This is a genomic window from Variovorax sp. (genome assembly GCF_965279555.1).
Taxonomy (GTDB): domain Bacteria; phylum Pseudomonadota; class Gammaproteobacteria; order Burkholderiales; family Burkholderiaceae_C; genus Variovorax.
The window spans coordinates 2,488,396-2,514,132 of record NZ_OZ257247.1 but is presented as its reverse complement, the minus strand read 5'-3'; the positions used below and the strand labels follow the sequence as shown (position 1 = coordinate 2,514,132).

27 protein-coding genes are annotated in these 25,737 nt (G+C 68.6%); 18 read left to right on the top strand and 9 right to left on the bottom strand.

Translation table 11 applies throughout. The annotated features are described in order from the left end of the window. Nucleotides 1-35: 35 nt before the first annotated feature. The 4 genes from ACQY8B_RS12025 to ACQY8B_RS12010 form a co-directional block, all read right to left on the bottom strand. The gene (locus ACQY8B_RS12025) at nt 36-1,040 is read right to left on the bottom strand and encodes a BMP family protein (RefSeq protein WP_422086918.1); all 1,005 of its coding nucleotides are present in this window, start codon (nt 1,038-1,040) and stop codon (nt 36-38) included. Nucleotides 1,041-1,194: 154 nt separating this feature from the next. Further along, nucleotides 1,195-1,824: a uracil phosphoribosyltransferase gene (gene upp, locus ACQY8B_RS12020; RefSeq protein WP_081265876.1), complete on the bottom strand. Its 630-nt coding sequence runs from the start codon at nt 1,822-1,824 to the stop codon at nt 1,195-1,197. Nucleotides 1,825-1,862: 38 nt separating this feature from the next. After that, a complete protein-coding gene (locus tag ACQY8B_RS12015; RefSeq protein WP_422086917.1) occupies nt 1,863-3,269 on the bottom strand; it encodes a URC4/urg3 family protein in 1,407 nt (468 codons plus the stop codon). Next, a complete protein-coding gene (locus ACQY8B_RS12010; protein ID WP_422086916.1) occupies nt 3,266-4,576 on the bottom strand; it encodes a GTP cyclohydrolase II in 1,311 nt (436 codons plus the stop codon). Before ACQY8B_RS12010 ends, ACQY8B_RS12015 begins: the two co-directional genes overlap by 4 nt. A gap of 111 nt (nt 4,577-4,687) precedes the next feature. Here ACQY8B_RS12010 and ACQY8B_RS12005 point away from each other — a divergent pair, with 111 nt between their 5' ends. Next, complete coding sequence (locus ACQY8B_RS12005) at nt 4,688-5,278, top strand: sigma-70 family RNA polymerase sigma factor (RefSeq protein ID WP_422086915.1); 591 nt, start codon at nt 4,688-4,690, stop codon at nt 5,276-5,278. Next, the gene (locus ACQY8B_RS12000) at nt 5,275-5,916 is read left to right on the top strand and encodes a DUF1109 domain-containing protein (RefSeq protein ID WP_422086914.1); all 642 of its coding nucleotides are present in this window, start codon (nt 5,275-5,277) and stop codon (nt 5,914-5,916) included. Before ACQY8B_RS12005 ends, ACQY8B_RS12000 begins: the two co-directional genes overlap by 4 nt. 27 nt (nt 5,917-5,943) lie before the next feature. Here the strand turns inward: ACQY8B_RS12000 and ACQY8B_RS11995 are convergent, their stop codons facing one another. Further along, nucleotides 5,944-7,461: a helicase HerA-like domain-containing protein gene (locus ACQY8B_RS11995; RefSeq protein WP_422086913.1), complete on the bottom strand. Its 1,518-nt coding sequence runs from the start codon at nt 7,459-7,461 to the stop codon at nt 5,944-5,946. Nucleotides 7,462-7,554: 93 nt separating this feature from the next. On the opposite strand from ACQY8B_RS11995, the gene ACQY8B_RS11990 reads away from it, so the two are divergent. Genes ACQY8B_RS11990 through fabG form a run of 10 tightly spaced genes read left to right on the top strand, consistent with a single transcriptional unit; the run spans nt 7,555 to nt 17,098 of the window. Then, nucleotides 7,555-7,866 carry a phosphopantetheine-binding protein gene (locus ACQY8B_RS11990; protein WP_237680277.1) on the top strand — a complete coding sequence of 104 codons (312 nt, stop codon included), beginning with the start codon at nt 7,555-7,557 and terminating at the stop codon, nt 7,864-7,866. Between the two features lie 5 nt (nt 7,867-7,871). Then, nucleotides 7,872-8,516 (top strand): hypothetical protein, encoded by a 645-nt coding sequence (locus tag ACQY8B_RS11985; RefSeq protein ID WP_422086912.1) that lies wholly within the window; start codon nt 7,872-7,874, stop codon nt 8,514-8,516. 16 nt (nt 8,517-8,532) lie between these two features. Next, nucleotides 8,533-10,245, top strand: coding sequence for an AMP-binding protein (locus ACQY8B_RS11980; RefSeq protein WP_422086911.1), 1,713 nt, complete (start codon nt 8,533-8,535; stop codon nt 10,243-10,245). Further along, nucleotides 10,245-11,276, top strand: coding sequence for an acyl-CoA synthetase (locus ACQY8B_RS11975; protein ID WP_422086910.1), 1,032 nt, complete (start codon nt 10,245-10,247; stop codon nt 11,274-11,276). Before ACQY8B_RS11980 ends, ACQY8B_RS11975 begins: the two co-directional genes overlap by 1 nt. Continuing rightward, on the top strand, nt 11,248-11,895 hold the full coding sequence (locus ACQY8B_RS11970) for a LolA-related protein (protein WP_422086909.1): 648 nt from the start codon (nt 11,248-11,250) through the stop codon (nt 11,893-11,895). The genes ACQY8B_RS11975 and ACQY8B_RS11970 overlap by 29 nt, the downstream gene beginning before the upstream one ends. Further along, nucleotides 11,892-14,288 (top strand): MMPL family transporter, encoded by a 2,397-nt coding sequence (locus ACQY8B_RS11965; RefSeq protein ID WP_422086908.1) that lies wholly within the window; start codon nt 11,892-11,894, stop codon nt 14,286-14,288. The genes ACQY8B_RS11970 and ACQY8B_RS11965 overlap by 4 nt, the downstream gene beginning before the upstream one ends. A gap of 17 nt (nt 14,289-14,305) precedes the next feature. After that, a complete protein-coding gene (locus ACQY8B_RS11960) occupies nt 14,306-15,127 on the top strand; it encodes a polysaccharide deacetylase family protein (RefSeq protein WP_422086907.1) in 822 nt (273 codons plus the stop codon). Further along, on the top strand, nt 15,124-15,900 hold the full coding sequence (locus tag ACQY8B_RS11955) for a class I SAM-dependent methyltransferase (RefSeq protein ID WP_422086906.1): 777 nt from the start codon (nt 15,124-15,126) through the stop codon (nt 15,898-15,900). The genes ACQY8B_RS11960 and ACQY8B_RS11955 overlap by 4 nt, the downstream gene beginning before the upstream one ends. Then, entirely contained in the window at nt 15,897-16,370 is a 474-nt protein-coding gene (locus ACQY8B_RS11950) for a hydroxymyristoyl-ACP dehydratase (RefSeq protein ID WP_422086905.1), read from the top strand. Before ACQY8B_RS11955 ends, ACQY8B_RS11950 begins: the two co-directional genes overlap by 4 nt. Continuing rightward, nucleotides 16,367-17,098: a 3-oxoacyl-ACP reductase FabG gene (gene fabG / locus ACQY8B_RS11945; RefSeq protein WP_422086904.1), complete on the top strand. Its 732-nt coding sequence runs from the start codon at nt 16,367-16,369 to the stop codon at nt 17,096-17,098. The genes ACQY8B_RS11950 and fabG overlap by 4 nt, the downstream gene beginning before the upstream one ends. Nucleotides 17,099-17,366: 268 nt before the next feature. On the opposite strand, the gene ACQY8B_RS11940 is transcribed toward fabG, so the two are convergent. From ACQY8B_RS11940 to ACQY8B_RS11925, 4 genes are read right to left on the bottom strand one after another with little or no spacing between them, the layout of a single operon-like run. Further along, the gene (locus ACQY8B_RS11940; RefSeq protein WP_422086903.1) at nt 17,367-18,143 is read right to left on the bottom strand and encodes a glycosyltransferase family 2 protein; all 777 of its coding nucleotides are present in this window, start codon (nt 18,141-18,143) and stop codon (nt 17,367-17,369) included. Beyond that, nucleotides 18,110-18,907, bottom strand: a complete 798-nt coding sequence (locus ACQY8B_RS11935) for a lysophospholipid acyltransferase family protein (protein WP_422086902.1) — start codon at nt 18,905-18,907, stop codon at nt 18,110-18,112. The genes ACQY8B_RS11940 and ACQY8B_RS11935 overlap by 34 nt, the downstream gene beginning before the upstream one ends. A 52-nt stretch (nt 18,908-18,959) precedes the next feature. Further along, a complete protein-coding gene (locus ACQY8B_RS11930; RefSeq protein WP_422086901.1) occupies nt 18,960-20,000 on the bottom strand; it encodes a hypothetical protein in 1,041 nt (346 codons plus the stop codon). Then, on the bottom strand, nt 19,997-20,785 hold the full coding sequence (locus tag ACQY8B_RS11925; protein WP_422086900.1) for a class I SAM-dependent methyltransferase: 789 nt from the start codon (nt 20,783-20,785) through the stop codon (nt 19,997-19,999). Before ACQY8B_RS11925 ends, ACQY8B_RS11930 begins: the two co-directional genes overlap by 4 nt. Before the next feature lie 116 nt (nt 20,786-20,901). Here ACQY8B_RS11925 and ACQY8B_RS11920 point away from each other — a divergent pair, with 116 nt between their 5' ends. The 6 genes from ACQY8B_RS11920 to rlmH are packed head-to-tail and all read left to right on the top strand — an operon-like array spanning nt 20,902 to nt 25,691. Continuing rightward, entirely contained in the window at nt 20,902-21,627 is a 726-nt protein-coding gene (locus tag ACQY8B_RS11920; protein WP_422086899.1) for a YebC/PmpR family DNA-binding transcriptional regulator, read from the top strand. 48 nt (nt 21,628-21,675) lie between these two features. Continuing rightward, nucleotides 21,676-22,986: a phosphoribosylamine--glycine ligase gene (gene purD / locus ACQY8B_RS11915; RefSeq protein WP_422086898.1), complete on the top strand. Its 1,311-nt coding sequence runs from the start codon at nt 21,676-21,678 to the stop codon at nt 22,984-22,986. Further along, a complete protein-coding gene (gene hemF, locus ACQY8B_RS11910) occupies nt 22,986-23,903 on the top strand; it encodes an oxygen-dependent coproporphyrinogen oxidase (protein ID WP_422086897.1) in 918 nt (305 codons plus the stop codon). The genes purD and hemF overlap by 1 nt, the downstream gene beginning before the upstream one ends. Beyond that, entirely contained in the window at nt 23,900-24,532 is a 633-nt protein-coding gene (nadD, locus tag ACQY8B_RS11905; protein WP_422086896.1) for a nicotinate (nicotinamide) nucleotide adenylyltransferase, read from the top strand. The genes hemF and nadD overlap by 4 nt, the downstream gene beginning before the upstream one ends. Then, nucleotides 24,532-25,227 (top strand): ribosome silencing factor, encoded by a 696-nt coding sequence (gene rsfS / locus ACQY8B_RS11900; RefSeq protein WP_422086895.1) that lies wholly within the window; start codon nt 24,532-24,534, stop codon nt 25,225-25,227. Before nadD ends, rsfS begins: the two co-directional genes overlap by 1 nt. Next, complete coding sequence (gene rlmH / locus ACQY8B_RS11895) at nt 25,224-25,691, top strand: 23S rRNA (pseudouridine(1915)-N(3))-methyltransferase RlmH (protein ID WP_081270496.1); 468 nt, start codon at nt 25,224-25,226, stop codon at nt 25,689-25,691. Before rsfS ends, rlmH begins: the two co-directional genes overlap by 4 nt. Nucleotides 25,692-25,737: the final 46 nt, after the last annotated feature.

The window sequence follows — 25,737 nt, the reverse complement described above, 5'->3', positions numbered from 1 at the left end:
GCCATCGCGCAGGATTCATGGGCACTTGCAGGCGTTTACTTGGCGGTGGACTTGGGTTGGCCGTCGTCCACCTTCACGGTGAACTTGCCCGCGAGGATGTCGGCCTGCTTTGCCTTCACCTTGGCGATGATGTCGGCCGGTACCTTCTTCTCGAAGGTGCCGAGCGGCGCGAGCTCGGAGCCCTTGTGCTTCATCTGCGCGTACACGCCGTAGTCCTCGGCCGCGAACTTGCCTTCCTTGACCAGCTTGATCGCGCGGTCGGCCGCGGGCTCGAAGTTCCACAGCGCCGAGGCCACCACCGTGTCGGGGTACTGGCTCTGCGTGTCGATCACGTTGCCGATGGCGAGCTTGCCCTTTTCCTTGGCGGCGTCGGAGACACCGAAGCGCTCGGCGTACATCACGTCCGCGCCCTTGTCGATCATGGCGAAGGCAGCTTCCTTGGCCTTCGGCGGGTCGAACCAGCTGTTGATGAAGCTCACGCTGAACTCGACCTTCGGGTTGGTTTCCCTGGCGCCGGCCATGAAGGCGTTCATGAGGCGGTTCACTTCGGGAATCGGGAAGCCGCCGACCATGCCGATGCGGTTGGTCTTGGTCATGCCGCCGGCCACCATGCCGCTCAGGTAGGCGGGCTCCTGGATGTAGTTGTCGAACACGCTGAAGTTGGGTGCCTGCGGCTTGAGTGACGAGCCCATCAGGAAGGCGACCTTGGGGAAGTCCTTCGCGACCTTGCGCGCCGCCGCTTCCACGCCGAACACCTCGCCCAGGATCAGCTGGTTGCCGCCGGTGGCGTACTCGCGCATCACGCGCTCGTAGTCGGCGTTGCTGACGTTCTCTGTGGCCTTGTATTCGATCTCGCCGCGCGCCTCGGCCGCCTTCAGCGCCTTGTGGATGCGGCCCACCCATTGCTGCTCGAAAGGCACGGTGTACACCGCCGCGACTTTCAGCTTGGCCTGCTGCGCGAGCGCAAGGCCCGGGGCGCCGGCCGCGAGCGCGGCGGCAATGGCGACGGAACGGATGATCAATTGACGGCGTGCTGCCACGGTGCTTCTCCTCGAGTTATGGAAATCTTCGGCTCGCAAAAACCGCGCCGTCCTGGCCAGAACACCGAGGAACCGGCTCCGCCGGGCCTCAGGTGTTGCCCCCGGTAGGGGGAAGGCGAAGCGACACGAAGTGCGCGAAGCCTGGGGGCGAGCCCTACTTCGTGCCGAAGATCCGGTCGCCGGCGTCGCCCAGGCCCGGCAGGATGTAGCCGTGGCTGTCCAGCTCGCGGTCGATTGCGGCGGTGTAGATCGGCACGTCGGGGTGCGCGGTCTGCATCGTCTTCACGCCTTCGGGGCAGGTCAGCAGGCAGACGAACTTGATCGACTTCGGGTTCAGCTCTTTCAGGCGCTCGACCGCGGCCACGGCCGAGTTGCCGGTGGCCAGCATCGGGTCGACCACGATCACGTCGCGGTTCTCCATTTCGCCGGGCATCTTGAAGTAGTACTCGACGGCCGTCAGCGTCTTGGGGTCGCGGTAGAGGCCGATGTGGCCGACGCGGGCGCCGGGCACCACGGTCAGCATGCCGTCCAGGATGCCGGTGCCGGCGCGAAGAATGGACACCAGCACCAGCTTCTTGCCGTCGATGACCTTGGCCTGCATGGTCTCCAGCGGGGTTTCGACCTCGATGTCCTGCATCGGCATGTCGCGCGTGACCTCGTAGGCCATGAGCATGCTGATTTCATTGAGGAGCCGGCGGAAGCTGTTGGTCGAGGCGTCCTTGCGGCGCATCAGTGTCAGCTTGTGCTGGACGAGGGGGTGGTTGACGAGGTGGACGTTGCTCATTGGAATTGTGTTTGGCGTTGCTTGGTGAACACTGGAGTCTAAAAGACAGTGCCGTCGCTCTCGATCAGCAGCGGTGGCGCACCGTTACGCAACCGTTGTGCCAGCGCCCGGCCCGCCGCCCAGGTGCCGCCTTCGAGCACGCAGGCCAGCGGCAGTTCTTCTTCCGTGCGGTCGAGCACCTTGCGCACCCGCGGCGCGAGCTCGTCGAGCAGCGCCACGGTCAGCGCCCGCCATTCGACGATGAACTCGTCGCCCGCCTTCCATCGGCGGGTGAGAAAGGCCGGATCCTTGGGCACGATCACGCCGCTGTCGATCAGCAGGCCGCCGTTGCGGTACTCGGGCAGGGCGGTGAGCGCGTCGAGATGGCGCACCTTCACGCCGGCCCATTCGAAGGGTTCGAGCAGCGAGTAGGTGAGCCACTGCGACAGCTTGTGGAAGGGCATCCAGCCGTTGGTGAGCCCGGGGCCGCTCACGGCGCTGTGGCGCCAGCAGTCGCCCAGCGCCAGCGCGGGGTCGCCCGACCCGATGCCGCCAGGGCTGTCGCTGCCGTCGGCCGCGATGCTGTCCACCGAGTTGGCCGAAGGCCAGATGCGCGACAGCGTATCGAGCAGCAACGACAGGATCTGGTGCGCGGTGATTTCGGCCGTGGGCGGCGCGGCCGGGCCGTAGGGGCCGACCAGCGCGTCGAACAGCCGGCCCGGGCGGCCTTCGTCGCCGAAGGTCTCGGGCTGTTCGTTCATGGCCTCGCCCAGGCGGCGCAGCAGCGTGGCGCGGCCCGCCAGCCCGACCAGGGGATTGGCCTCGCTGACCTGGAAGGCGTCGCCCAGACGGTCGGTCACCAGTCCGCGCAGGCCGGCTGCGTCGACCTGGTAGGGATGGTCGGGGTCGGACGAGAACAGCCCGCCCATGAAGGCGTGGTAGCTGGCCACGGCCAGCCCTTCGGAGCGGGTGAAGCGCTCGCCGGTGGCGGCTTCGGTGTAGTGCCAGTCGGGGCCGGCGCCGGCGTCGAGCAGCACGCTCACCAGCACCAGGTCGATGTGGGCGCGCGCGCGCTGGCGCGCGTCGGCTTCGCCCAGCAGGGTGTCGAGTTCCTCGATGCGGTTGATGCCGCCGGCCTCGAAGTGGCGCCAGCGGCTGTGGTACGGAATGGTGTCCCAGGGGTAGCGCTCGCGGGTCACCTCGGCCACGTTGCGCGCGGCGTCTTCCAGCTTGTCGTCCTCCCCGATGCGGAACCACTGCGATTCGCCGCGCCGCGCGCGCGCCAGCAGGGCGCCGGCGCGCTGGCGGATGGCCGCTGTGGTGCGCAGCAGGCTGGCGGCGCCGGCCGGATGGGCGGTGTCGGCGGTGAATTCGATCGACGGATCGACCTTGCCCGCGCCGCCGGGCGGCAGGCTGCCGGAGCCGTCGACGGGCATGTCTGGATCGCTGTTGCGGCTTGTCGTCATTCGCTGAGTCCTCGGCCCTTGGCCTTTTTCAGTTCTTCGGCGTCCGGCACGGGGCCGGGTGTGAAATAGCCGGCCGCCATCTTGGCGTCCATCTCGACGCGGGCGTCGGCCGGAATCAGCGCATCGGGAATGTTCACGCGCTCGCCGATCTCGATGCCCGAGCCGGTGATCGCGTCGAACTTCATGTTGCTCATCGACACGAGCCGGTGGATTTTCCTGATGCCCAGCCAGTGGAAGACGTCGGGCATCAGCTCCTGGAAGCGCATGTCCTGCACGCCGGCCACGCATTCGGTGCGCGCGAAATACTGGTCGGCCGTGTCGCCGCCCACCTGCCGCTTGCGGGCGTTGTAGACCAGGAACTTGGTCACTTCGCCGAGCGCGCGGCCTTCCTTGCGCGAGTAGGCGATCAGGCCCACGCCGCCGCGCTGGGCGCCCATGATGCATTCCTCGATGGCGTGCGTGAGGTAGGGCCGGCAGGTGCAGATGTCGGAGCCGAACACGTCGGAGCCGTTGCACTCGTCGTGGATGCGCGCGGTGAGCTCGACCTCGGGGTTGGCCAGGTCGCGCGGGTTGCCGAAGATGTAGAGCGTCTGCCCGCCGATGGGCGGCAGGAACACCTCGAGGTCGGAGCGTGTGACCAGCTCGGGATACATGCCGCCGGTTTCCTCGAACAGGGTGCGGCGCAGGTCGGTCTCGGAGCAGCCGAAGCGGCGCGCCACCTCGGGCAGGTACCAAACGGGCTCGATCGCGGCCTTGGTGACCATGGCCGCGCCGCCGGACGTGAGGAAGTGGCCGTCGGCCTTGAGCCGGCCGCTCTGCAGCGCCTCGATCACCTCGGGCAGGATCACGTGCGCCTTGGTGATCGCGATGGTCGGGCGGATGTCGTAGCCGGCCGCCAGCTCGGTGGCGAACACATCGGCCACCTGCGCGCCCCAGGGGTCGAGCGACACGATGCGGCCCGGCTCGCTCCACTGCGGGTAGGGGCCTATCACGTCGGTGGGGGAGGTGTTGGTCAGGTCGGCCTTGTGCTCGCGCTTGAGCGCGCCAGAGGCCACGGCCAGCGCGCGGTACACGCTGTAGGAGCCACTGTGCGTGCCGATGACGTTGCGATGCGCCCGCTTGGTGGTGGTGCCGACCACCGGGCCGCGCTCGGCGGGAGTGGCCGCGCCCCAATGGATGGGCAGCGCGCCGAAGCCGCCGGCGTGGGAGGTCAGCCGTATGTGGCCGGTCGACGACGAGGGGTGGAGCGGGGGGAGGGGCGTGGTGCTGCCCGGGGAGGAAGGGATCGTTGTGCTGTCTGCAGACATTGGGGGCCCTCAAAAAACACAATGTATCGATGGTGCGTGGTGCTTGCAAGCAGACGGCTTCGGCACAATCGGCCGGAACTTTTTTGGGCAAGGCTGTAACCAGCCGACCGGATGGCACGAAACACAACAGGCAGCAAGACGAACCCGGGCGACGCGGAAGCGGCGCTGCGCAGCCTGTTCCTTCGCGGCCTGGACGGCGACGCGAAGGCCTACCGCGACTTCCTGCAGCAACTCAGCGCGCACCTGCGCGCCTTTCTGGGCAAGCGCCTCTTTGGCTGGCCCGATGAAGTGGAAGACCTTGTTCAGGAATGCCTGCTCGCCATGCACAACCAGCGCCACACCTACCAGAGCGACCAGCCGCTGACGGCCTGGGTGCATGCCATTGCCCGCTACAAGATGATCGACCTGCTGCGCGCCAAGTCGGTCCGCGAAGACCTGCATGACCCGCTGGACGACGACCTTGCCATCTTCGCCGGCTCGGCCGAGGAAGCCAGCGACGCCCGGCGCGACCTGGGCGGCCTGCTCGAATCCCTGCCCGAGCGGCAGCGCCTGCCGATCGTGCACGTCAAGATCGAGGGCCTTTCGGTGGCCGAGACCGCGAACCTCACGGGCATGTCGGAGTCGGCGGTGAAGGTCGGCATCCACCGCGGCCTGAAGGCGCTGGCCGCCCGCTTCGGCAACCGCTGGGGAGGCGCCGCATGAAGACCGACGACCTCGTGGCGATGCTGTCCACCGGCGACGTGGCGGTGCCGCGCCGAAGCGCGAGCGGGCGCATCGGCCTGGCGCTGCTGGCCGGGGTGCCGGTGTCGCTCTTCATCCTGTTCGCCGAATACGGCATGCGGCGCGACATCGTGCAGGCCATGTTCTGGCCGATGTTCTGGGTCAAGGTGACGTTCCCGCTGTGCATTGCGGCGGCCGGCTTCGTGGCCGTGCAGCGGCTCGCGCGGCCGGGCGTGCCCGCGCGGCATGCGTGGATCGGCGCGGCGCTGCCGGTGATGGGCATCTGGTTGCTGGCGGTGATCGCCTGGTTCATCGTGCCGGCGCAGGAGCGCATGCCGTCGCTCATGGGGCAGTCGTGGCGGATCTGCGCAGCCAGCATCGGGCTGATGGCGCTGCCTGTCTTCGCGGCCACGATGGTGGCGCTCAGGGGGCTGGCGCCCACGCGGCCGGCGCTGGCTGGGGCGGCCGCCGGGGCGCTGGCTGGGGGCGTCGGCGCAGCGGTCTATGCGCTGCACTGCATGGAGCTGACCGCGCCGTTCCTTGCCGTCTGGTATGTGAGCGGGATTGCCGTGCCGGTGCTGGTGGGGGCCGTGCTGGGCCCGCGCCTGCTGCGCTGGTAGGCGCCGGACCCAAGCCCCGGCCAGGGCTCAGCGCTTCTTGCTGCCGAAGATCCCGCCGAGCACGCCGCGCAGGATCTCCTTGCCCACCGACGTACCCATGGTGCGGACCGCGGACTTGGCCATGGTCTGCACCAGCCCGTCGTGCTTGGCGCCGCGCGGGCCGGTGGTGCCGAACAGCATGTCGTTGAGCATGCCGCCCATGCCCGAGCCGGAGGCTTCGGCCGCCGGCTTGCCGCCCGGCAGCGTGGCCGGCGGCGCATCGGGGGCGCTCTCGGCGCGGCCCTTGAGCTTTTCGTAGGCCGACTCGCGGTCCACCGTCTTCTCGTAGACGCCGGCCACCAGCGAATTGGCGATCAGCGCCTTGCGCTGGTCGGGCGTGATCGGACCGAGCTGGCTGCCCGGCGGCAGCACGAACACGCGCTCGGTCACGCTGGGGCGGCCCTTTTCGTCGAGGAAGCTGACCAGCGCCTCGCCGACCGCGAGTTCGGTGATGGCGGTCTCGATGTCCAGGCCCGGCTTCTGCCGCATGGTGCTGGCGGCTGCCTTCACCGCCTTCTGGTCGCGCGGGGTGAAGGCGCGCAGCGCATGCTGCACCCGGTTGCCGAGCTGGGCGAGCACCGTGTCGGGAATGTCCAGCGGGTTCTGGGTGACGAAATACACGCCCACGCCCTTGGAGCGCACCAGCCGCACCACCAGCTCGATGCGTTCGACCAGCGCCTTGGGCGCCTCGTTGAACAGCAAGTGGGCTTCATCGAAGAAGAAGGCCAGCTTGGGCTGCTCGGGGTCGCCGATTTCGGGCAGTTGCTCGAACAGCTCCGACAGCATCCACAACAGGAAGGTGGCATAGAGGCGCGGCGAATTCATGAGCTTGTCGGCCGCCAGGATGTTGATCACACCCTTGCCGCCCACCGTTTGCATGAGGTCGGCGATGTTGAGCATCGGCTCGCCGAAGAACTTGTCGCCGCCCTGGGTCTCGATCTGCACCAGCCCGCGCTGGATTGCGCCCACGCTGGCGGCGCTGATGTTGCCGTACTGCGTGGTGAACTGGCTCGCGTTTTCGCCCACGTACTGCAGCATGGCGCGCAGGTCCTTCAGGTCGAGCAGCAGCAGGCCGTTGTCGTCGGCGATCTTGAACACCAGGTTCAGCACGCCGGCCTGGGTGTCGTTCAGGTCGAGCATGCGGCTCAGCAGCAGCGGGCCCATGTCGGAGACGGTGGCGCGCACCGGGTGTCCCTGGTCGCCGAACACGTCCCACAGCGTGACGGGGCAGGCGGAGGGCTCCGGCACGTCGATGCCGCGCTCTTTCAGCGTGGCGGCCAGCTTGGCGCCGATGGTGCCTTTCTGGCTGATGCCGGTCAGGTCGCCCTTCACGTCGGCCATGAACACCGGCACGCCGATGCCGGACAGCTTTTCGGCCATGGTTTGCAGCGTCACGGTCTTGCCGGTGCCGGTGGCCCCGGTAATCAGGCCGTGGCGGTTGGCCAGGCCGGGCAGGAGGGCGCACTCGACAGTCTCGTGGCGTGCGATCAACAATGGCTCTGTCATAGGGACCTCAAATATTGGCTTGCGGGCAGTCTATCCAAGCCCCGCATTTACAATTACGGCGAATTTTCATTCAAATGCAAACCGGAGCACGTGTTGTCCTCGACCGTCCAAACCAATTCTTCCGCCGTAGGCGATTCGCCTGAACAGTCGCCCACCGAAAAAGAGCTGGCCGTGTTGCTGGTGAATGCGTTGAACCTCGAAATCGCCCCCGAGGACATCGTTCCCACCGATCCCCTGTACGGCGAAGGCCTGGGGCTCGATTCGATCGACATCCTCGAAGTCGCGCTCGAAGTCTCGCGCCGCTACGGGTTCCAGCTGCGCTCGGACGACGAGCGCAACCAGCAGATCTTCCAGTCCTTGCGTACGCTCGCGACCCACGTCGCCCAGCACCGCGTCGCTACCTGAGTCCCATGTCTCGATGGCGATTGGCGCTCCTGCTGCTGGTGGGGGTCGCTTATGCCGGCCTCTCCCACTGGATGACGCTGTTCCACGCTACCGAGCCGTGGGCGGTGGTGGTGTTGCTGGGGCCGCTGTGGCTTGCCGCCGTGGGCTTTGCCGCCAGCCGCTTCGGCCGCTGGGGCTGCGCCGGCGCGGTTCTGCTGGGCATTGCCGGCTTCGTGCTCGTCTTCCTCGGTGAGGCCGGCGACCCGAACCGTCTCTACGTGCTCCAGCACGTGGCCATCAATGCGTTGCTGTGCGGCTGGTTCGGCTCCACGCTGCGCGGCCGGGGCCTGCCGCTGATCACCCAGTTCGCCCAGCGCGTGCACCCGCTCAAGGGCCACATGCTGGCCTACACGACGCAGCTCACGCGCATCTGGACGGCGTACTTCGCGGTCGTGGTGCTGGCGTCCATCGCCATCTACCTGACGCGGCCTTTCTCCGACTGGTCGCTTTTCGCCAACGTGCTGTCCCCCGTGATGGTGGGCGTGCTCTTCGTCGGCGAACACCTGGTGCGCTACCGGCTGCATCCCGAATTCGAACGTACGCGCCTGGTCGATGCGGTGCGTGCGTTCTATGGCACATCGTCGGTGGATTCCAGCGCCGGCGGCCAATGACACAGGCGCTGCCCGCGTGACGACGACAGACAACTTCCTCCTGCCGCTGCTCGCGGACCGCGACCCCGACGCCCCCCTGGCCTGGCGTGCCGGCGTGCCTGTGAGCACCCGGCAGTTCCTGGCCGACGTGGCCCGCTTCGCCCCTGAACTGCCGAACGACGGCCCCGCGGTCAACCTGTGCGTCGATCGCTACGCCTTTGCCGTGAGCCTGGGCGCTGCGCTGGTGCGCGGCCATGCGAGCCTGCTGCCGCCCGACGCCCGGCCCGACACGCTCGCGCGCCTGGCCGAATCCGGCGGGCCGCGGCTGTTCACGCTCGTCGACGACCCGAAGCTCCAGACCCCGGGCATGCGGCGCGTGCTGATCGAAGACCGCTCCAGCCTAGAAGGCGACGCGAGCGGCGCCGTGCCACAGATCAATGCCGGCATGCACGCGGTCAGCCTGCTGACCTCGGGCTCCACCGGGGCGCCGCAGCCGCACGCCAAGACCTGGGGCACGCTGGTGGGCGATGTGGCGGTGGCGGTCAAGCGACTGTGCCGCGTGCTCGGCCGTTCCTCGCTCGAAGGCCTGACGCTGGTCGCGACCGTGCCGGTGCAGCACAGCTACGGGATCGAATCTTCGGCGCTGCTGGCCATGCTGGGCGGCGCGGCTTTCGAAAGCGGGCGGCCGTTCTTTCCGGCCGATGTGGCGCAGACGCTGGCCTCGGTCCCGCGCCCGCGTGCGCTGGTGACCACGCCCTTCCACCTCAAGACGCTGCTGCTCTCGGGCATCGCACTGCCGCCGGTGGACCTGATTCTTTCGGCCACCGCGCCGCTGTCGCCCCAGCTTGCGCTGCAGGCCGAGCAGGCCATGGGCGCGGTGCTGCTCGAGATCTACGGCAGCACCGAGTCGGGCCAGGTCGCCACGCGCCGCACGACCGAAAGCGAAGTCTGGGAAACCTTCGGCGACATCCGGGTACACGCCGAGCCAGGCGAGGAGGGCGGGCCCGAGCGCTTCATCTTCAGCGGCGACTTCATTCCCGAGCCCACGCCCATGGCCGACGTGCTCGAACTGCTGGACGAGCGCCGCTTTCGCCTGTTCGGGCGCGCCAACGACCTGATTCACGTGGCGGGCCGGCGCAGCTCGCTGGCGCACCTCAACTACCACCTCAACAGCATTCCCGGCGTCGAGGACGGCGCCTTCTGGCTGCCCGACGAGGTGGCCGACGGCGTGGTGCGGCCGGTGGCCTTCGTGGTGGCGCCCACGCTTTCGGCGGGCGACATCGTCGCCGCGCTGCGGCAGCGGCTCGAAGCCGTGTTCGTGCCGCGCCGCGTGGTGCAGGTCAAGGCCTTCCCGCGCGAGGGCACCGGCAAGCTCACGGTGCGCGCGCTGCGCGAATTCGCGCTGGCGCAACTCGCCGAAGACGACACGCCGGTGCAACTGGCCCACACCGTGCCGGCCGATCACCCGGTCTTTGCCGGCCATTTCCCGGGCCAGCCCCTGGTGCCGGGCGCCTTGCTGCTCGCCGAAGTCCTGGAGGCCGTGCAGCGCGTGCCGGCCCTGGCCACGCGGCTGGGCGCCAACCCGACGCTGGCCGCCGCCAAGTTCCTGGCGCCCGTGCGGCCCGGCAGCACGCTGTCGATCGAGCTGCATCCGGAGGCCGGCGCGGGTCGCGGCGTGCGTTTCGACGTGCGTTGCGACGGCGTGGTGGCTGTCAGCGGACGATGGACGGCCGTGCAAGAGTCGGCGTAATGAAGCACACCGATGTCGAAGCGCGCGCCGTGAACGAGGCGGCCCAGGCGCCCCGGTCCGCGCCGAAGGGGGAAAAGAGCGAAAAGAGCGAAAAGGGCGATTGGGCCCACACGCCCGAGCGCAGCAACATGCTCGCGCTGCGCTTCATCTGCTTCATGGCGCTGGTGTGCGGGCGCCATGTCACGCGCCTGCTGCTGCCGCCCATCAGCCTGTACTTCCTGCTGTTCCTGCCTGCGCAGCGGCGGCACATCAAGCGCTACCTTTTCAGGGCCATCGGCCCGCATGCCGGCTGGATCGACGGCTACCGCCTGCTGCACGCCTTTGCCTCCACGGTGCTCGACCGGGTGTACTTCCTGCGCGGGCGCATGGATCTCTTCAAGGTCAGGATCGACGGCAATCTGCCGATCGACAACGAGCTTTCCCAAGGCCGCGGCGCTTTCCTGCTCGGCGCCCACGTCGGCAGCTTCGAGGCGCTGGGTGCCTGCCGCCAGCAGACGCACCAGCAAAACCTGCGCGTCGCGATGCTGATGTACCCGGACAACGCGCGGCGCATCACCGCCACGCTCGACGCCATCGCGGTGCCCGAGCTGCGGCCGCACGTCATCGCGCTGGGCCGGCCGCATTCGATGCTGGCGCTGCGCGACTGGCTCGACGGCGGTGGCCTGGCCGGCATGCTGGCCGACCGCACGCTGCCGGGTGGCGAAGACCAGCAGGCGCAACAGCGAGGCAACAACATCGTGCTGCCGTTTCTTGGGCAGCCGGCGTGCTTCAACGACGGTCCTTTCCGGCTCGCGGCGCTGTTGCGCCGCAAGGTGTTTTTCATGGCGGGCCTCTACGGCGGCGGCGCGCGCTACGACGTGCAGTTCGATGCGCTGGCCGACTTCGGCGAGCCGGTGTCGGGCATGGCGGAGCGCGAAGTGCGCATCCGCGCCGCGCTGGAGGCCTATGTCGCGCGGCTCGAGGCGCTGTGCCGCGCCCATCCCTACAACTGGTTCAATTTTCATGATTTCTGGCTCGAAGATGCGGCTTGACCGGCTTTGCAAGGCATTCGTGCTGGCACTGGCCTTCTGCGCCGTGCCGGCCTGGGCGGCGTTCGACCTGCCCGAGTTGATGACCCTGCTGGCCAAGCAGAAGAGCGGCGAGGCCCGCTTCACGGAACAACGCTTCGTGCATGGCCTGGAAGGCCCGCTCGACGCCAGTGGCACGCTGAACTTCGACGCGCCCGACAAGCTGGTGCGCCGCACCCTGTCGCCGCGCGTCGAAACCATGGCGGTAGAGGGCAACACGCTGACCCTGTCGCGCGGCGGACGCACCCGCACGCTGGCGCTGGACAGCATGCCCGAGCTGCAAGGCCTGGTCGAAGCCATGCGCGGCACGCTGACCGGCGACGGCGCCACGCTGCAGCGCTACTTTCGCAGCACCGTCACGGGCTCCGCAGCCAAGTGGACGCTCGACCTCGTGCCGCTCGACAGCAGGCTGGCCGCCCAGGTGCGCAGCATGCGCATCAGCGGCCGCGCAAGCGACGTGCTGGGGCTCGAAATGGAATTCATCGGCGGTGACCGCTCGGTCATGAACATCTCGCCGAACGGGCCCAATGCGGCGCCCGCCGGTGCGGCTCCTTCCGGCGCGGCCGGTCGCGGCACGCCGTGACCGTAGGTCAGGCGAGCGGGCCGCCAACCTGGCGGCGCAGGGCGGTCGTGCTGCTGGCATGGCTGCTGGTGCTGCTGTGCGGTGCCGTGGTCATCGCACGCACGCAGATCGGCGCCGACCTGTCGGCCTTCCTGCCCAAGAGCCCCGACGTGCGCCAGCGCGTGCTGATCGAGCAGCTGCAAAGCGGTGTGGCCTCGCGCACGCTGATGCTCGGCATCGAGGGCGGCAGTGTCGAGCAGCGCGCCACGGTGTCGCGCGCGGTGGCCAAAAGCATGCGCGAGAGCCAGCTGTTCGACCTGGTCCAGAACGGCGACGTCAGCGACTGGAGCGACGCCGGCACCTGGGTCTTCCAGCATCGCTACCAGCTCTCGCCGGGCGTCGTGCCGGGGCAGTTCACCGTCGCAGGCCTGCGCGATGCGATCAACGAGACGCTGTCGATGCTCGGGACGCCGGCGGGCAACGTCATCAAGCCGCTCCTCGACCGCGACCCGACCGGCGAGACGCAGCGCATCGCGATGGAGCTGGTGCCCGCGAGCGCGCCGCGCAGCGAAGACGGCGTGTGGATGTCCCGCACCGCGCCGCGCGCGCTGATGGTCGCCAGCACGCGCGCCGCCGGCAGCGACCTCGACGCACAGGCCGTGGCCATCGCGCGGGTGAACGCGGCCTACGAGGCCGCCTCGCGCGGCATGGGGGCCGACGCGCCCAAGCTGCTGCTGAGCGGGCCGCCGGTGTTCTCGGTGATGAGCCGCGACAAGATCAAGACCGAAGCCATCCACCTCGCGGTGGTGGGCGGCATCGTGATGGGCGGGCTGCTGCTGCTGGCTTTTGCCTCGCCGCGTGCGCTGGTCATCGCCTTTTTGCCGGTGGCCACGGGCGTGGTGGTCGGCACCGCCAGCGTGAGCCTGGTGTTCGGCTCGGTGCACGGCCTGACGCTGGGCTTCGGCAGCACGCTGATCGGCGAGACGGTCGACTACGCCATCTACTACCTCATCCAGGCGCGCGGCGCCGCCGTGGCCGGCACCGGCTGGCAGCGTTGGCGCGACCTCAACTGGCCGACGGTACGGCTCGGGTTGATGACCTCGGTGTGCGGCTTCGCGGCGCTGGTGTTCTCGGGCTTCCCGGGGCTGGCGCAACTGGGGGTGTTTTCCATCGCCGGGCTGGTGTCGGCCGCGCTGGCCACGCGCTACGTGCTGCCGATGCTCGCGCCCGACGGCGCCACCGGCATGGGCATGCGACGCCACATGGCGCAACTCGCGGGCGCGCTGGTGCGCGGGCTGCCGCGCCTGCGCTGGCCGCTGGCCGCGCTTGGCGTGGCCGCGCTGGGGCTGGTGCTGTGGCAGGGCGGCCACCTGTGGCGCGCCGACCTCGGCGCGATGAGCCCGGTGCCCAAGGCCGCCCAGCAAATGGACGAGATGCTGCGCAACGACATCGGCGCCAGCGACGGCGGCGTGCTGGTGGTGGCCTACGGCGGCGACGAGCAGGCCGCGCTGCGCAACACAGAGGCAGCGGCGGCCCGGCTCGACGCGCTGGTGGACAGCGGCGAGCTCGTGGGCTACGAGGCCGTCACGCGCGTGCTGCCGAGCGTGCAGACCCAGGCGGCGCGCATCGCCAGCCTGCCGACCAGCGACGTCCTGCGCGCCAATCTCGTCGAAGCGACGAAGGGAATTCCGCTGCCGGCTTCGCGCCTCGAGCCTTTCGTGGAGGAAGTGGAGGCGGCTCGCAAGCTGCAGCCCGTGCAGCGCGCCGATCTGGCCGGTGGTCCGCTGGGCTCGGTACTCAACACGCTGATGTACCAGCGCCCGGGCGGCGGTTGGGGCACGCTGGTGGTGCTGCATCCGGGCACCAGGTTCGACCAGAAGCGGCTTGAAACCGCACTGGCCGGCCTGCCTGAAGTACAGGTGGTCGACGTCGGCCGCGAACTGGCCGGCCTGTATCAACGCTACCTGCACGAAGCCTTCGTGCAAGTGCTGCTGGGCGCGCTGGCGGTGGTGGTGCTGCTGGGCATCTACCTGCGCTCGTGGCGCAGGCTGCTGGCCGTGTGCCAGCCGCTGCTGTTCGCGGTGGTGCTCACGCTGGGCGGCATGGCCGTGCTGCAGGCGGCGCTGGGCATCCTGCACCTGGTGGGGCTGCTGCTGATCGTGGCGGTGGGTTCCAACTACGCGTTGTTCTTCGACCAGTTGCGCACCACCGGCCGGGCCGACGAGGACACGCTCGCCTCGCTCATGCTGGCCAACCTGACGACGGTGGTGTCCTTCGGGCTGATCGCGATTTCCGACATTCCCGCGTTGTCTTCGATCGGCCGCGTGGTCGCGCCGGGCGCGCTGCTGGCGCTTCTGCTGTCGGCGGCGTTCGCACGCAGCGTGGGGCCTTCGAAGGCTCCGCGCGGTCGATGAGGGGAAAATCCGGTCTCATGCCTTCCGCCTCCGCCCCTCGTGAATCCTGGCCCTGGCCGCCGGCCATCCGCGCCAGTGCTGCATGGCATGTGGCTGCCGTAGGCGCGGGCGTGCTCGTGCCCGGCGCGCTGCCGTGGGCCGTGGGTGCCATCGTGCTGAACCATGCGCTCATCACCGGCGCCGGCCTGACGCCGCGCAGCAGCCTGCTGGGCCCCAACGTCACGCGCCTGCCCGAAGCGGCGGGCGAGCGCCGCGAGGTGGCGATCACCATCGACGACGGACCGGAGCCGGAGGTCACGCCACGTGTGCTCGACCTGCTCGACGCGCATGGCCAGCGCGCCACCTTCTTCTGCATCGCCGAGCGCGTGCTGGCTCAGCCCGCCCTGGCGCGCGAGATCGTGGCGCGCGGCCACAGCATCCAGAACCACACGGCGCGGCACCGGCACAACTTCTCCTTTCTGGGGCCGCGCGGCTTCGCCGCCGAAATCGCACGCGCGCAGGACATCCTGAGCGACGCGACCGGCCAGCGTCCGACATGCTTTCGCGCGCCGGCCGGCCTTCGCAACCCTTTCCTGGAACCCGTGCTGCACCGCCTCGGCCTTTCGCTGGTGAGCTGGACGCGACGCGGCTTCGACACGCGTGAAGGCGACGCCACCAAGGTGATGGCGCGCCTGAGCCGCAACCTGCAGGCGCGCGACATCCTGTTGCTGCACGACGGCAACGCCGCACGCACCGCCGCAGGACAACCCGTTTTGCTGGAGGTATTGCCCTTGTTGCTCGAACGTCTGCGCGCCGATGGACTGCGCGCTGTCACCTTGCCCGAGGGCATGAAATCATGAGCGCGGTGCTGCCTTCGCGGGGCTCGACCGACAACGCGTGGCGCGAACTGCACGAAGCCGCGACCATCCCATACAAGAAGGGCGGCAGCTTCGCCTGGCACTTCGCGCGCGGAAAGCTGGGTCGCGACCCGGTGTTTCGCGGCCTGCTCGAGCGCGGCCTGATCGGTGCGCAGCACCGGCGCGTGGTCGACATCGGCTGCGGGCAGGGCCTGTTCGCCAGCCTGCTCGCGTCGATGAGCGCGATGCAGAAAAACGGCCGCTGGCCTGCCTCGTGGTCCGCCACGCCGGACAACGCCGACTACACCGGCATCGAACTGATGCCCAAGGACGTGGCGCGCGCCGAGGCGTCCATCGGCCATCTGCGACCGGCGCCCAAGCTGGTCTGCGCCGACATGTGCTCGGCCGAACTGCCGGACTGCGACCTCGTCGTGATCCTCGACGTGCTGCACTACGTGGACCTCGAAGCGCAGCAGGGCGTGCTGCTTCGCGTGCGCGACGCGCTGCGCCGTGGCGGCAACCCGCAGGCGCGCCTGCTGCTGCGCGTGGGCGATGCGTCGAGCCGCCGCGGCTTTGCGATCAGCCAGTGGGTCGACCGCACCGTGACGCGCATCCGAGGCCACAAGGTCTCGCCGACCTGGGGCCGGCCGCTGGCCGAGTGGACCGCAGTGCTCGACCACCTGGGCTTTCGCGTGCACAGCATTCCGATGAGCGAGGGCACGCCTTTTGCCAACGTGCTGCTGGTGGCCGACCTCGAAGAGGGCCGGGCCGCATGACCGCGCCGCAAACGCTCGACCGGGCCGGCATCGCGCAGCGCATTCCGCACAGCGGCAGCATGTGCCTGCTGGAGCGGCTCGAAAGCTGGGACGCGGACGCGATCCATTGCAGCACCACTACGCACGCGCAAGCCGGCAACCCCCTGCGCACCGAGAGTGGCTTGCTCGCGCCGAACGCCATCGAATACGCCGCGCAGGCAATGGCGCTGCACGGCGGCCTGCTGGCTGCAGAGGGCAGCACGCCGTCGGCCGGCTTCCTGGCGAGCGCACGCAACGTCAAGCTGGCGGTGGCGCGGCTCGATGACGTCCAGGGCGCGTTGCAGGTGAGGGCGAGGCGCCTGTCCGGCGACGAGCGCCAGGTTCTCTATGAATTCACGGTGAAGGCCGACGACGGCCGCTCGCTGGCCGAGGGCCGTGCCGTGGTGGTCCTGAATACGCCGCTGGCCGCGGAAGAAAGCACATCGTCATGAGTCTCGAAGGAAAACGCGCCCTGATCACCGGCGCCAGCGGCGCACTCGGCGCCGCCATGGCCCGGCGCTTCGCGCGCGAGGGTGCCTCGGTGCTGCTGCACGCCAACTCGCGGCCGGAGGCGGTCGAGCAACTGGCCGCGGCCATCTCGGCCGAGGGCGGCAAGGCCGAATGCCATGTGTTCGACCTGCGCAGCGACGAGGCTTGCGCAACGGCATGTGCGCGCATCCTCGAAGGCGGGCCGGTCCAGATCCTCGTCAACAACGCGGGCGTGCACGACGACGCGGTGCTGCCGGGCATGCGCGCCGAGCAGTGGCACAAGGTGATCGACGTGTCGCTCAACGGCTTCTTCCGTGTCACGCAGCCCTTGCTGCTGCCGATGATGCGCACGCGCTGGGGGCGCATCCTGAACATCTCGTCGGTTGCCGCCATCGCGGGCAACCGGGGGCAGGTCAACTACGCGGCGGCCAAGGGTGCGCTCAACAGCGCGACCAAGGCGCTGTCGCTGGAAGTGGCGTCGCGCGGCGTTACGGTGAACGCCATTGCGCCGGGGATCATTGCCTCGCCCATGGCGGATGCGGTGTTCGATCCGGCGGTCATCAACCAGATGGTGCCTGTGAAGCGGGCCGGGACGCCGGAAGAGGTGGCTGCTTTGGCCGCTTTCCTGGCTGGTAACGAGGCTGGGTACATCACCGGGCAGGTGATTTCCGTCAACGGCGGGATGATCTGAGTCTTGCACCCTCTCCGTCCGGGAGAGGGTCGGGGTGAGGGCCGCGGCGCGAACGACACGACAAGCTCGGTATGCGGTACGGCGCAGTCAGCCCCTCTGTGCCGCCGAGGAGCACAGCGTTTCGCGGATCAGGGCTCGCAGCTGTTTGAGCGCAGCGAGTTCTGCGAGACCCCGCGAAACGCGAGCACCGCAGGGCAGCCCGAAGGGCCGGCGCAGTGGGGCTGACTGCGCCGTACCGCGTACCGGGCCCCCCCAACAAGGCAAAAACTCAGTCCTGAAACGGCGGCTTCCCAGCCAGCTTCCGAAACACCAGCCCCGGCAGCCGCAGCACGAACTCCACCATCAGCCGCGTGTGCATCCACGTCAACAGCACGTTGTCCCGCCCATAGCGGAAGTGCGAAACGCCGCCTTCTTCCGCGGTCAGATACTTCACGGGCGCATCGATGTTCACCGGCTTGACACCGCGCCAGGCCAGCCGAACAACGGCTTCGGTATCGAAGTCGAAGCGCCGCATCCACGGCTGCTTCGCCATCACCGCGATCAGGTCGTTCACCGGGTAAACACGAAAGCCGTAGAGCGAATCACCCACGCCCGCAAACAAGGTCTCCAGCTGCGTCCACCCGTTCGACACGCGCCGTCCGCGCACACGCAACAGCGGCGCGCTTGCGTCGAACACCGGACGCCCCAGCACCATCGTCTCGGGCCGGTCCAGCGAGGCCTTCATGAACGCGGGAATCAGGTCCGCCGGATGCTGCCCGTCGGAGTCCATGGTCAGTGCGTGCGTGAAACCCGCGTCCCTTGCGGCGCGCAGCCCGTGCAGCACCGCCGAGCCCTTGCCCTGGTTCTGCGGCAACACCCACACGCGCAGGCCGGGGTCGTTGGCCGCCATCTGCTGCAGCCGCTCGCCCGTGCCGTCGTCGCTGCCGTCGACCACCACCCACACCGGGTTCCATTGCGCACGCGCGGCCTCGACCGTGGAGAACACGCGTTCTCCGGTGTTGTAGCTGGGAATCAGGACAAGGTGGGTGCGCGAGGCGTCTGGCATTCGGGGGACGCGTCGTTGGCGCGCTGTTCCATGTTTTGGCGAAAGTAATGTTCCAGGTCGGCCTGCAGCACGTCGCTGTCCTGCGTGGCCGCAAAGCGCTTGCCCAGCCGCAGCGTGAAGACGATAGGCAGCGGCGGCACGCGCCACAGCGGCCAGCCCTTGCTGAGGTAGGGCGAGTCGGTGTCGATGAACACCGTCTGGATCGGCGCCTGCGCCAGCTTGGCGATCAGCGTCACGCCGGGGCGAAAGGGGTTGAGCGGCGGCGTCACCGTGCGCGTGCCCTCGGGAAAGATCACCAGCTGCCCGCCGTTGCGAAGGTCGTTCACCGCCAGCCGCACCATCATGCGGGCCGACTTGTTGCTGATGTAGCGCGCCAGCCGCGCACCCGCGCCGAGGAAGATGTTGCCCATCAGGTCGGCCTTCATGATGCAGGCGCTGCGCGGCAGCCGCGCCACCAGCAGCAGGGCGTCGAGCATGGTCGGGTGGTTGGCAACGAAGATCACGCCGGGCTCGTTGCGCATCGGGTCGAGGCAGGTGGCGTCGATGCGCATCATCCCCGTCACCGACGCCAGCCACCAGAACATGCGGTAGGCGAACGCGATGGTCATGCGGCCCAGCGCGCGGGCCGGCCGCGTGGGCATCACGGGGTAGATCAGCATGGCTACTAAGTTCCAGACCAGCGAGATCAGGCCCAGGAAAATCAGCAGCGCGTAAAGCATCAACGCAAGCGGGATCGACGTGAGAAGACGCAGCACTCGGGTCATTGAGTCAGTCGGGCGATCGGGGCCGTCGGCCGGTCGGTCGGGCACCGGCAAGTCAGGCCCGCAATCGACCGGCGGCAACCGTGTGCGCCTCGATCTCGACCAGCAGGTCGCTGCGGCAGATGTCGGCTTCCAGGTACACCGCGTGGCGTGCCATCGGCGCGTCGGCGCCGAGCGTGCTCTCGATGATGCCGCGCACCGCCTCGGTGTCCGAAGGGTGGCGCACGTACACCACGCAGTCGAGATCGGCCAGCGCGAACTTCGCACTGCCGCGCTCGTTGGCGGCGGTGATCACGGCCTGCAGGTTGCGCAGCGTTTCGCGGGTCTGCTCGAGCACGTCGCCGTGGTGGACGGTTTCATGCCCGACGATGCTCGCGGTGCCGGAAATGAACAGCGCGACGTTGCCGTCGCCGATGTCCGACAGCGCCGCGCGCGAAAAGGTGGGCGAGCGCGGACCGTAGGTTTCGGGGTAGCGGTAGGCCGACACCTGCCGCGGGTTTTCCACCGGCAGCGGTGCCTGCTGGCCCGCGAGGAATCGGATCGACAGCGCACCCTGGTGGATGCCCAGCGCGCAGGCCGCTGGCGCGCCCTCGAAGGCGGCGCGGCCGGCTTCGAGGAAGGCTTCCTGGCGGCCGGCATTGAACTGGCGGTAGCGCTCCAGCCCGCCGCCGTCGGCGTTGATCTGAGGCAGGTAGTTCCAGATGCGCTGCAGGTGCGGCGTGCCGGCCTGATCGAGCGTCTTGAACAGGTCGCTGTAGGCGCGGCGCGCGAGTTCGGTCAGGCCTTGCTTCTCGGCCGCCTCGTCGAGGTCGATGGCGCCCAGCAACCATTGGCCGTCGGTGCGCCAGCGCGCGATGCCGGTGGTGCCCGACTCGATGTGCGGCGCCGTCAGGTGCCAGACGTCGGCCATCGCGCCATTGGAGGACAGCACGCGCGCATTGACTGTCGGCATCCACGCCACGCCGTGCGGCGTGCCGTAGCCCAGCGCCGCGAAGGGCGCCTTGCCCCTGGCGGCCAGCGCCAGGCTGTCGGGCAACGAAAGGCGCTCGACGCGCAGATGGGAAGAAGAGGTTCCGTCCTTAAATTGCACTGTCACCCTGCCTCGACGATATGGTCTGGTTTGATGGCGGTATAGGCAGAGAACACGCCGAGGCTGGCATGGCGGCGCACGTCGCGGAAACCCGCGGCGGCCAGCGCCTGTACTACCTGCTCGGGGGGAATGCAGGCCTCGATCGTGTCCCAGTAGTAGCGCCACAGTTCCGAGGTGTCCCGCCGGCGACCGACCACGCGGGCGATCAGCGGCACCACGGCGCGCATGTAGCCCTTGAGCAGCGCCGTCGCGACGCGGCCCTCGGGCTTGGTAATTTCCAGCACCGCCACGCGCCCGCCGGGGCGCAGCACGCGATGGAATTCGCCGAAGGCGGCGGCGACGTCGCTGATGTGGCGCATGGCGTAGCCCATGCTCACGAAGTCGCAGCTGGCGTCGGGCCGGGGAAGGGCCTCGGCCACGCCTTGCACCAGCTCCACGCCGGGCAGCTTCACCTGGTCCATCATGCCTGCGCTGGGGTCCACGCCCACGAGCTTGCCGGCCGGGCCGATGAGCTTCAGCGCCTCGCGCGCCACCAGCCCGGTGCCGATGCCCACGTCGAGTACTTCGGCGCCGGGCGCAAGGCCCGCCTGCTGCAGCGCGGCACGGCGGTAGGAGGGGCCGGTGCCGAAAGCCAGCACGCTCTCGATGCGGTCGTAGTCGGCCGCCGTGTTGTCGAAGATGCGACGCAGGAACGCCTGGTGCTCTGCCTCGTTGCTGTAGTACAGCGGCAGGGGAGCGTGGGGCGGCAGGACGACGGGTGTCGCGGGGCCGCCTGTAGGCGATGGTGTCATCGAACGATTATCACCAAAAGCCCGGGCGCGAAATCCAGGGGCCGCCGGGCGTTGTGTGCGCCGGACAGTAAACTCGGAGCTTGCTTTGAAAACACAAGACAGCGAGATAGAAAGCCATGGCCGGACATAGCAAATGGGCAAATATTCAGCACCGCAAGGGCCGCCAGGACGAAAAACGCGGCAAGCTCTGGACCCGTGCCATTCGCGAAATCACGGTGGCGGCACGCGCCGGCGGCGCTGACCTGGGTTCCAACCCCCGGCTGCGGCTGGCGGTGGAAAAGGCCAAGGCCGTGAACCTGCCCATCGACACCATCAAGCGCAACATCGACAAGGCCACCGGCAACCTCGAAGGCGTCAATTACGAAGAAATTCGTTACGAAGGGTACGGCATCGGCGGCGCGGCGATCATCGTCGACACCATGACCGACAACCGCGTGCGCACCGTGGCCGAAGTGCGCCACGCTTTCTCCAAGCACGGCGGCAACATGGGCACCGAAGGCTCGGTGGCCTTCCAGTTCAAGCACTGCGGCCAGATCGTGTTCGCGCCCGGCACCGACGAAGACAAGGTGATGGAAGTGGCGCTCGAGGCGGGCGCCGAAGACGTTGTCACCGACGACGACGGCGCCATCGAGGTGCTGACCCCGGTCGCCGATTTCGAAGCCGTCAAGAACGCGCTCGAGGCCGCCGGCCTGAAGCCCGAGGTGGCCGAAGTCACCATGCGCGCGGAAAACCCGATCGAAGTCACCGGCGAAGACGCCGCGAAAATGCAGAAATTGCTCGACGTGCTCGAGGACCTGGACGACGTGCAGGACGTTTATCACAACGCCTCGCTGTCCGAGTAAGCACGAATGAATGTTTGTTGAATCACTGCGAGAAATGAAGGCCCGCGAATGAAGGTACTGGTAATTGGGGGAGGGGGCCGTGAACACGCTCTGGCGTGGCGTCTGGCGCAGGCTACCCGGGTGAGCCGCGTGTACGTGGCGCCCGGCAACGGCGGCACCGCGAGCGACGAGCGCTACGACTGCATCGACATCACCGAGCCCGCCGCGCTGCGCGAATGGGCCATCAAGGAAAAGATCGCGCTGACCGTGGTCGGCCCCGAGGCGCCGCTGGCGGCCGGCGTGGTCGACGAGTTCCGCGCGCACGGCCTGCGCATCTTCGGGCCGACGCAGGCCGCCGCGCAGCTTGAAAGCTCCAAGGCGTTCTCGAAGGCGTTCATGAAGCGCCACAAGATTCCCACGGCCGAGTACGAGGCCTTCACCGACGCCGCCGCGGCGCATGCCTACATCGACGCCAAGGGCGCGCCCATCGTCGTCAAGGCCGACGGCCTGGCGGCAGGCAAGGGCGTCGTGGTCGCCATGACCGCGCAGGAAGCGCACGAGGCGGTCGACTTCATGCTGGTCGACGACAAGTTCGGCAATCCATTGGGAATTCAGCACAACGAAGGCGTCGCGCGCGTCGTCGTCGAAGAATTCCTGCAGGGCGAGGAAGCCAGCTTCATCGTGCTGTGCGACGGCAAGAACGTCACTGCGCTGGCCACCAGCCAGGACCACAAGCGCCTGCTCGACAACGACGAAGGCCCCAACACCGGCGGCATGGGCGCGTATTCGCCCGCGCCGGTGGTCACGGCCGAGGTGCATGCGCGCGCCATGCGCGAAATCATCCTGCCAACCATCCGCGGCATGGAGAAAGACGGCATTCCGTACACCGGCTTCCTGTATGCCGGCCTGATGATCGACGCGGCCGGCCATCCGAAGACGCTCGAATTCAACTGCCGCATGGGCGACCCCGAGACGCAGCCGATCATGATGCGCCTGAAGTCCGACCTCTTCGAGGTGTTCTGGCACGCCACCGACGGCACGCTCGACCAGGTCGAGCTGCAGTGGGACCGCCGCGTGGCGTTGGGCGTGGTGATGGCCGCGCACGGCTACCCGCTGTCGCCGCGCAAGGGCGACCGCATCACCGGCATTCCGGCCGAGGCGCCCGACGCCGTGGTGTTCCACGCCGGCACGACGCTGGAAAACGGCGAGCTCAAGACCAGCGGCGGCCGCGTGCTTTGCGTGACCGTGCTGGCAGACAGCGTCAAGCTCGCTCAGCAGCGGGCCTACGAGGTGGCGGCGCGCGTCAATTTCGACGGTGCCCAGTACCGCAAGGACATCGGATTCCGCGCCGTGCACGCGCGCAACACGCCCAACGCTTGATGCAGCAAACCAACCCGGCGGCGGTCGGCGACTACCTGCGCGGACTGCAGCAGTCGATCATCTCAGCGGTAGAAAAGGCCGACGGTGGTGCCTGCGTGCGCGACGCCTGGCAAAAGGAGCCCGGTGAGCCGCTGCAGGGCCAGGGCCTGACCTGCATCCTCGAAGGCGGGGAACTGTTCGAGCGCGCCGGCTGCGGCTTCTCGCAGGTGCGCGGCCCCAGGCTGCCGCCATCGGCCACGCAGAACCGTCCCGAGCTCGCCGGCGCGCCTTTCGAGGCGATGGGCGTGTCGCTGGTGTTCCATCCGCGCAACCCCTACGTGCCGATCGTCCACATGAACGTACGCATGCTGGCGGCGCTGCCTGAAGGCGGCGAGCCGGTCTGCTGGTTCGGCGGCGGCATGGACCTCACGCCGTGCTACGGCTTCGAGGAAGACGCGGTGCACTTCCACACCGTGTGCCGTGATGCGCTCGCCCCGTTCGGCGACGACAAGTACCCGCGCTTCAAGACGTGGTGCGACGAGTATTTCTTCCTGAAGCATCGCAACGAGCAGCGCGGCGTCGGCGGCATCTTCTTCGACGACTTTTCAGAAGGCGGCTTCGAGAACGGCTTTGCCATGATCCGCTCGGTGGGCGACGGCTTCCTGCCGGCCTACCTGCCCGTGGTCGAGCGTCGCCGCGCCATGCCGTACACGGAGCGCGAGCGCAACTTCCAGCTCTACCGTCGCGGCCGCTATGTCGAGTTCAACCTCGTTTGGGACCGCGGCACCCACTTCGGCCTGCAATCCGGCGGACGCACCGAGTCGATCCTGCTGTCGATGCCGCCGCTGGCGAGCTGGGCCTACCAGCAACGGCCCGAGCCGGACAGCCCCGAAGCCGCGCTGTACAGCGACTTCATCGTGCGGCGCGACTGGCTGTGAATTCTTCTTCCGGCAAGGTGCCGCGCATCGGCGTTTTCGGCGGCGCGTTCGATCCACCGCACAACGCCCATGTGGCGCTGGCCGAGGCTGCGCTTTCGCAGCTGGATCTGGCCGAGCTGCATGTCGTTCCCACCGGCCAGGCTTGGCACAAGAGCAGGGCGCTCACGCCGAAGGAAGACCGCCTCGCGATGACGCGGCTGGCCTTCGCGGGACTGAAAGGCACCGTCGTCGTCGACAGCCGCGAAGTGCTGCGCGACGGCCCGACCTACACGCTCGACACCCTGCACGAACTGCAGAAAGAGCAACCCGGCGCGCAACTCGTGCTGATCATGGGCGCCGACCAGGCAAGCGCGCTGCCGACCTGGCATGGCTGGCAGGATATACTCGGCATTGCTATCGTTTCTGTAGCGTATCGCGCATTATCGACGGGCGACACTGCTCGTTTTGATCCGAAAATGCTGCCTGGCCTCCCGGCCGGCGCGCGTTTCGAGGCGCTCGAATTGCCACCTATGGACATCAGCGCCACCGAAATTCGGCGGCGCGCGGCGCTTGGCGTGGACATTTCCTCGCTGGTTCCGGCCACGGTTGCACGCTATATTGACCAACACCACCTCTACCGCTCTGCCTGATGACCACTGAAGCCGCCGCCAAAAAAGACACCCAGAAACTCCAGCGAGCCATCATCGATGGTCTCGAAGACGTCAAGGCGCAGGACATCCAGGTATTCGACACGGAGCATCTGTCACCGCTGTTCGAGCGCGTGATCGTCGCGTCGGGCACCTCGAACCGCCAGACCAAGGCGCTCGCCGCCAGCGTGCGCGACGCCGTGCGCGAAGCCGGTTTCGGCAAGCCGCGCATCGAGGGCGAGGAAAACGGCGAGTGGATCATCGTCGACTGCGGCGCCGCGGTCGCGCACATCATGCAGCCGGCCATCCGCCAGTACTACCACCTCGAAGAGATCTGGGGCGACAAGCCGGTGCGCGCCAAGCTCGGCGGTGCCAAGCCCGCTGCGTCCACGAGTTCGTCGACCAAGGAAGAGCCCGAGACCAAGAAGAAGGGCGCCGCCAAGGAACCCACGCTGCGCCGCTCGAGCGCCGCCAAGACCGCGATCCGCGCGGCCGAGCAGGAAGCCAAGGCCGCGAAGGCGCCGGCGAAGAAGGCCGCCGCCAAGACGACGGCCAAGACCGCAGCGAAGAAGGCGCCCGCCAAGAAGGCCGGCACCACCACCGCGCGCGTGCCGGTCAAGGTCGTCGGCAAGCCGGCGGCCAAGAAGCCCGCTGCCAAGAAGGCGGCAGCCAAGAAGGCGCCAGCTCGCCGCGCATGAAGCTCCTGGTGGTCGCCGTCGGGCAGCGCATGCCCGATTGGGCACAGACTGCCTGGGACGACTACGCCAAGCGCTTTCCGCCTGAACTCAAGCTCGAGCTGCGCGCGGTCAAGACCGAGCCGCGCGGCTCCAAGTCGCTCGAAACCCTGTACGCCGCCGAGCGCGAGCGCATCGAAGGCGCCATTGCGCGCGGCATGCGCATCGTGGTGCTCGACGAGCGCGGCACCGCGCTGACCACCAAGGCGCTGGCGGCGCGGCTGCAGTCCTGGCAAGGCGAGGGCGACGATGTCGCGCTGGTCATCGGCGGGCCCGACGGGCTCGATCCGGCCTTCAAGGCCGCAGCACACGAGCGCATCCGGCTGTCCGACCTGACGCTGCCGCACGCGATGGCGCGGGTGCTGCTGGTCGAGCAGTTGTACCGTGCGTGGTCGGTGAACGCAGGCCACCCTTACCACCGCGAATGACCAGCGCCGACGGGCAGGCCGCATTGCTCGACGAACAGGGCCATGC